General features: G+C 25.5%; 1 protein-coding gene. It reads right to left on the bottom strand.

The window, feature by feature from the left end; genetic code table 11:
• Positions 1-283: 283 nt before the first annotated feature.
• Complete coding sequence (locus M4I21_RS18485) at positions 284-790, bottom strand: hypothetical protein (protein ID WP_207177694.1); 507 nt, start codon at positions 788-790, stop codon at positions 284-286.
• Positions 791-898 lie beyond the last annotated feature (108 nt).

The following is an 898-nucleotide window of genomic DNA, read 5'->3' as shown; positions in this document are numbered from 1 at the left end:
CCCATTATAACTCCTTTAAGAGTTTTTCCTCCTTTTAAAAATTCAATCATATTTAGTTATAAATGGTTCTTCAAAATTTGTTACAACGTCTCGACTATGGTTAGTACGGGAATTATAAAGCGATTAATTTCCTATTAAGCACTTAGCCAAAACTTTTTATTTTGTTTTATATTTTTTGTTCTAAAGCCAAATAAAAAGTTTTGGCGGACTTAGTTTAAAAGCACTAAACTTTGGATTAAGAACCAAAACCCGTATTAATTATAGCCATTGTTGGCTGTAGTTTTTATTCTATTTCAAATTTGTAATCATTAATTTTTTTCCAATCATTAAATTCAGCAATATTCAATAAGAATTCAATTAGTTTGTCTCCATTTGGAGGTGTGCCTAAAAATATGCTTTTCCTTATTTCGTTATTTGTATGAATTAAAAAGTAAAACTGTGCTAAATCCTTACGAATTATTTTTTCTCCATTTGAAAATTTATTTTTTGGATATTTATGTACTGAAGCCTTTAAGGTTATATTTTTTAAATATTCAAGATTACTTTTATTCAAGGTACCTTGAATAATCTCGAATCCTCCAAATACGCTTTCATATTTGTGTGTAAAAATTCCATTTTCTTTTATCTCAGTAATATTCTCTTCACAGTTTTTACAATCTAAATTTCCTGGATAATAAATTATTGATAATTTAGAAATATTTTTATTTATCCAATTACTTTTAATATCTGTTTGTCCAAAAAGATTAGTTAAGATAAAGAAACTAATTATTGATATAATCTTGATTTTCATTTTTTTTATAATTACAGCCAACGGTTGGGCTCGTATGTTTGGTTCTTAGTTTGAAGATACTATAATTATATAAATAAAAGAGATTATAAAGGAGAGAGATTTAGAGGT

Source organism: Cellulophaga sp. 20_2_10 (assembly GCF_023476645.1).
In the GTDB taxonomy this organism is placed as follows: Bacteria; Bacteroidota; Bacteroidia; order Flavobacteriales; family Flavobacteriaceae; genus Cellulophaga.
This window is presented reverse-complemented; position numbering and strand designations above follow the sequence as displayed.

Coding starts and splice junctions, on each gene's coding strand:
- M4I21_RS18485 (WP_207177694.1), bottom strand. CDS start 790: ATGAAAATCAAGATTATATCAATAATTAGTTTCTTTATCTTAACTAAT.